The following is a 6229-nucleotide window of genomic DNA, read 5'->3' as shown; positions in this document are numbered from 1 at the left end:
CTGGATCGCCGCCATCCCCACCCCACCAGCACCCGCGTGAATCAACACCTTCTCCCCCGGCCGCAACCCCGCCAAGTCAACGAGTCCGAAGTAGGCAGTCAAGAACACCACCGGCACCGACGCCGCCGCCTCCCACGACCACCCCTGCGGCACCCGGATGACGTTGCGCTCGTCCACCACCACAACGGATCCGAACCCGCCCGCCACCAACCCCAGCACCCGCTCCCCCACGGCGATACCGCGCACGTCCGGGCCGATCTCCACCACCACGCCCGCGGCCTCGGAACCCAGCAACCCGGCCTCGCCCGGATACATCCCCAACGCGTTCAGCACATCCCGGAAGTTCACCCCCGCCGCCCGCACCGCGACCCGCACCTGCCGACCGGCCAACGGCTCGGCCACCTCCGGGCACGGCACGAGTGCCAAGCCGTCCAGATTCCCCTTGTCCACCGAGTCCAACCGCCACGGGACTCCAAGCGGCGCCACCAGTTCCGTCCCCGACGCCCGCACCAACCGCCCGACCCGCACCGCACCGCCACGCACGACGAACTGCGACTCACCCGATGCCGCCAACCCGGCCACCAGGCTCAGGTCACCGTCCGCGCCGTCGACATCGACCAGCAGGAACCGATCGGGGTTCTCCGCCTGCGCGGACCGCACCAGTCCCCACACCCCCGCCGCACCGAGGTCCGCGACATCGCCACCGTCCACAGTGACCGCGCCACGGGTCACCACCACCAGCCGCGCCTGCGCGAACCGCCCGTCGCCCAACCACTCCCGCACCACGGCCAGCACTCGGGCTGTCACCGCACCCACCACCGCAGGCACGTCGTCGGCGCCACCGACGACTGTGAGCACAGCGAAGTCCGGCACCGGGTCGGCCAAGTCGCCCACCGAATCGACCACCGCGGGCGCCGGGCCACCGGCACGAACCAACGCGGCACCGACACCGAAGTCGTCGCCGCCCACCACCGCCCACCGCGCCGACGCGGGTACCTCGGCGGGCGCGGAGACCCATTCCAGGCGCAGCAACGGGTTCCGCTCATCACGAACCGGACCGACGGCAGGCGCGCGCATCACCAGCGAACCCACCGTGAGCACGGGCGCACCCTCGACGTCGACAGCCGTCACCGACACCGCGTCAGACCCGGTGCGCGCCAACCGAACCCGCAACCGACCCGCGCCCGACGCGTGCAGCACCACGTCGCTCCACGCGAACGGAACCAACGCCCCACCCGACCCGTCGAGGAACCCGGTCGCGTGCAGCGCCGCGTCCAGCAGCGCCGGGTGCACCCCGAACTCGCCTGCGTCGCCGACCTGCTCGGGCAGCGCGACATCGGCGAACACCTCTCCCGCACGCCGCCACACCGCCCGCAACCCCCGGAACACCGGTCCGTACGCCAGGCCCACACCCGCGAGGTCGTCGTAGACCTCAGTCAGGTCAACGGACTCCGCGCCCGCGGGCGGCCATACCGACACATCGAACCCAGCCCCGGCCGACGCCCCGGAAGCCAACACACCCGACGCGTGCCGAACCCACCCGTCCCCCTCCGCGGCACGGGAGAAGACCTCCACCGAACGCCTGCCCGTCTCCTGCTCACCCACCCGCACCTGGAGTTGCACCACACCCCGGGCGGGCAGCACCAGCGGCGCGGCCAGCGTCAAGTCCTCGACGCGCACGCCCTCGACATCGTCACCGGCCTGAATCGCCAACTCCAGCAACGCGGTCCCAGGCAGCACGACCGAGCCGGCCACCACGTGGTCGGCCAACCACGGCTGGGTTCCCAGCGACACCCGGCACGCGAACACCACACCGCCGCCATCGGCCAACTCGACGGCCGTGCCCAGCAGCGGATGCCCGGAGATCCGCGCCGTCCGGGGGGCACCACTGGGCCAGAACCGCTTGCGGTCGAAGACATAGGTGGGCAGGTCCACCCGACGCGCACCCGACCCGGCGTACAACGCGGCCCAGTCGACGGTCACACCGCGGACATGCAGCGCGGCGAGGGCGGTGACGGCGGCGAGTTCCTCCGACCGGTCCTTGCGCAGCACCGGCACCGCCACCGTGCCCTCGGGCGCCGATCCCGACACCAGCGCGGCCAGCACGCCATCCGGCCCCAACTCCAGCACAGTGTCCACACCGGACTCGAACAGCGCCGTGACACCGTCGGCGAACCGGACGGTCTCCCGCACGTGCCGCACCCAGTACTCCGGCGAACTCAGCTCGCCCGCGGTCGCCATCCGACCGGTCAGGTTCGACACCACCGGGATCTCCGGCGCCGCGAACGACAACCCCTCGATGGCACGGCCGAACTCGGCCAGCATCGGCTCCATCGACGGCGAATGGAACGCGTGCGACACCGCCAGCCGCGACGTCTTGCACCCGCCCAACCGCGCCACGACCGCCAGCACAGCCGACTCTTCCCCAGCGACCACAACCGAAGCGGGCCCGTTCACCGCCGCGATCGACACGCCCTCGGTCAGCAGCGGCGCGACGTCAGCCTCCGACGCGCCCACCGCCACCATCGCCCCACCCGCGGGCAACCCCGCCATCAACCGAGCCCGCGCCGCCACCAGCCGACCCGCGTCCGAAAGCGACAACACGCCTGCCACGTGCGCCGCCGCCACCTCACCGATCGAATGCCCACCCACGACGTCCGGCACGATCCCGAACGACTCCAGCAGCCGGAACAGCGCCACCTCGATCGCGAACAGCGCGGGCTGCGCCCACCCGGTCCCGTTCAGCGCCGACGCGTCCGAACCCCACACCACCGCGCGCAACGACTCGCCGAGGTGTCCGTCCAATTCGGACACCACCGCGTCGAACGCGGCCGCGAACACCGGGAAACGGGCAGCCAACTCCCGGCCCATCCCCAGCCGCTGCGACCCCTGACCCGAGAACAGCACCGCCAACACCCGGTCACCCGCGACCCCCCGCGCGGCCTCGCCAGCCCCCAGCAGGACAGCTCGGTGCTCCAGCGTCGCGCGGCCCGCGGCCAGCGAGAACCCGATGTCCAGCGGCGACCGGGTGGTCTCCGCCAGGAACGCCCGGAACCGCTCGACCTGGGTGTCCAGGCCCGCGGACGTCCGCGCCGACACCAACCACGGCACAGCGGCGGGCACCGTCGACTGCTCGCTCTCGACCGGATCCGATCCCTGCTCCAGCACCACGTGCGCGTTGGTGCCGCTGATCCCGAACGACGACACCGCCGCCCGCCGCGGCCGGTCCAGCTCGGGCCACGCCGTGTGCTCGGTCAGCAGCTCGACCGCGCCCGCCGCCCAGTCCACATGCGACGACGGGGTGTCCAGGTGCAGCGTCTTCGGTGCCGTCCCGGCCCGCAGCGCCATGACCATCTTGATGATCCCGGCGACACCGGCCGCCGCCTGCGCGTGCCCGATGTTCGACTTGATCGACCCGAGCAGCAGCGGTCGGTCGCGGTCCTGGCCGTAGGTGGCCAGCACGGCCTGCGCCTCGATCGGGTCGCCCAGCGCGGTGCCGGTACCATGCGCCTCCAGCACGTCGACGTCCGAAGTGGACAGACCGGCGGCGGTGAGCGCCTGCCGGATCACCCGCTGCTGCGACGGGCCGTTCGGCGCGGTCAGCCCGTTCGACGCGCCGTCGGAGTTCACCGCGGAACCGCGCACCACAGCCAGAATCGGGTGTCCGTTGCGCTGCGCGTCGGACACCCGCTCGACCACCAGCATGCCGACGCCCTCGGACCAGCCGGTGCCGTCGGCGTCGTCGGAGAACGCCTTGCAGCGACCATCGGGGGCGAGCCCGCCCTGCTTGGCGAACTCGGTGAACAGGAAGAGGTCCGACAGCACGGCGGCGCCGCCCGCCAACGCCAGGTCGCACTCGTCGTCGTGCAGGGACTGGCAGGCCAGGTGCAGCGCGACCAGCGACGACGAACACGCCGTGTCGACCGTGATCGAGGGCCCCTCCAGGCCGAAGGTGTAGGAGATCCGGCCGGACATGACGCTGCCCGTCGTGCCGGTCAGGATCAGCCCCTCGGACTCGTCGGCGAGCAGGTCGGCGTAGCCGGTGCCGGAGGCGCCGACGAACACCCCGGTTCGGCTGCCGCGCAACCGGTTCGCGTCCAGGCCCGCGCGTTCGACGGCCTCCCAGGACGTCTCCAGCAGCAGCCGCTGCTGCGGGTCCATCGCCAGCGCCTCGCGCGGTGACAGGCCGAAGAACCGCGCGTCGAAGCCCGCCGCGTCGGTCAGGAATCCGCCCAGGGCAGGGCTTTCCGTCCCGCCGAGCAGCGCGTCGAGGTCCCAGCCGCGGTCGGTGGGGAACTCGGAGATGCCGTCGCGGCCCTGCTCGACCACCTGCCACAGGTCTTCCGGCGAGCCGACGCCGCCCGGGAACCGGCAGGCCATGCCGACGATCGCGATGGGCTCGGCCGCGCGCAGCTCCAGGTCCTGGACCCGCGCCCGGGCGCGGCGCAGATCGACCGTGACCCGCCTGAGGTAGTCGACTACCTTGTCCTGCTGGTCGTCCTGCACTGGTCCATCCTCACCATGCCGGGGACTGCGGCCACTGTCACTCACGAAAGGTTGAACTCCTCGTCGATGAGGTCGAACAGTCGGTCCACGGACACGTTCTCGATGTCGTCCTCGGCGATCACCACCGGGGCCTGCGGCAGGGGTTCGCGCAGCCACGCGAGCAGGCCCGCCAGCCGGTCCGCGAGTTCGGCGCGCTCGGTCAGGTCCACAGTGGACGACCGGAGGGTCGTGTCGAGCCGGTCGAGATCCGCCTGCGGGGAAGCGGACTCCGATGTCGCCGCGGGTGCCAGGGCGGTGCCGAGGAAATCGGCGACCGCGGCGGAGGTCGGATAGTCGAACACCAGCGTGGTCGGCAGGCGCAGCCCGGTGATGGTGTTGAGCCGGTTGCGCAGTTCCACCGAGGTCAGCGAGTCGAAGCCGAGGTCGCGGAACTCGCGGGTGGCGCCGACCGCGGTCGCGCCGCCGTGTCCCAGCACCGCGGCCGCCTCGGCCCGGACCAGGTCGAGCAGCGCCCGGGCACGCTCGGCCTCGCGCATACCGGCCAACCGGTGCTCCAGCGTCCCCCCGGGCCGGGTGTCCGCGTGCGCGGCGATGCGCCTGCCGGACTTCACCAGGCCGCGGAACACGTGCTGCACCTCGTGCTGTGCCCGCAGCGCGACCAGATCCAGTCGGAGCGGGATCACCACGGCCGCGTCGCAGGACATCGCCGTGTCGAACAGGTCGAGTCCCTGGCCGGTGCTGATCGGCGGCATACCGGACCTGGCCATCCGGCGCAGATCGGCCTCGGTGAGGCCGCTGGTCATGCCGCTGCCCTGCGCCCACGGCCCCCAGGGTAGGGAGACCGCGGGCAGGCCCTGGGCGCGGCGGTGCGCCGCCAGCGCGTCCAGCACCGTGTTCGCCGCGGCGTAGTTGCCCTGGCCCGCACTGCCCAGCACACCGGAAACCGAGGAATACAGCACGAAAGCGGCCAGGTCGAGGTCGCGGGTCAGCTCGTGCAGGTGCCAGGCGGCGTCCACTTTGGGCCGCAGCACGGCCGCCATCCGCGCCGGGGTCAGGTCGCCGACCAGCCCGTCGCTCAGCACACCCGCGGCATGCACGACCGCGGTGAGCGGGTGCTCGGCCGCGACCCCGGCCAGCAGGGCGGCCACGGCGGTGCGCTCGGCGGTGTCGCATGCGGTGATCGCGACCCGGGCGCCCGCGCGTTCGAGTTCGGCGCGCAGTTCTGCCGCGCCGGGGGCGTCGGGGCCGCGTCTGCTCACCAGCAGCAGGTGCCGCACACCCCGCGTGGCCACGAGGTGCCGGGCCAGTTCCGCGCCGAGGCCGCCGGTGCCGCCGGTGATGAGCACCGTGCCCTCGGGGTCCCAGTCCTGCGGCACGGTCAGCACGATCTTGCCGACGTGCCGGGCCAGGCTCATGAACCGGAACGCCTCCGGCGCCCGGCGCACGTCCCAGGTCGCCACCGGCAGCGCCTGCAAAGCCTTCTGCGCGAACAGATCCGTCACTTCGGTGAGCATCTGGCCGGTTCGGTCCGGGCCCGCGTCGACCAGGTCGTATGGCAGGTACCGGATTCCCGGCAGCTCCGTCGCGTCGCGGATGTCGGTCTTGCCCATCTCCAGGAAACGACCGCCCGGGGCCAACAACCGCAGCGACGCGTCCACGAACTCCCCAGCCAACGCGTTCAACACCACGTCCACACTGCCCGCCACCGCACGGAACCGCTCCT

At 72.6% G+C, this 6229-nt stretch carries 2 protein-coding genes; both read right to left on the bottom strand.

Annotated features, from left to right (window positions below):
• A partial coding sequence (locus ACT4N7_RS27935; protein WP_444831860.1) for a beta-ketoacyl synthase N-terminal-like domain-containing protein occupies window positions 1–4506 on the bottom strand: 4506 nt, incomplete at its 3' end.
• A 41-nt stretch (window positions 4507–4547) separates the two neighbouring features.
• On the bottom strand, window positions 4548–6229 hold a 1682-nt coding region (locus ACT4N7_RS27930; protein WP_444831859.1), incomplete at its 5' end, for an SDR family NAD(P)-dependent oxidoreductase.

It is taken from the genome of Actinokineospora sp. (genome assembly GCF_052390155.1).
Classification (GTDB): domain Bacteria; phylum Actinomycetota; class Actinomycetes; order Mycobacteriales; family Pseudonocardiaceae; genus Actinokineospora.
The sequence above is the reverse complement of the archived record's forward strand: the minus strand, read 5'-3'. Positions and strand labels throughout refer to the sequence as shown.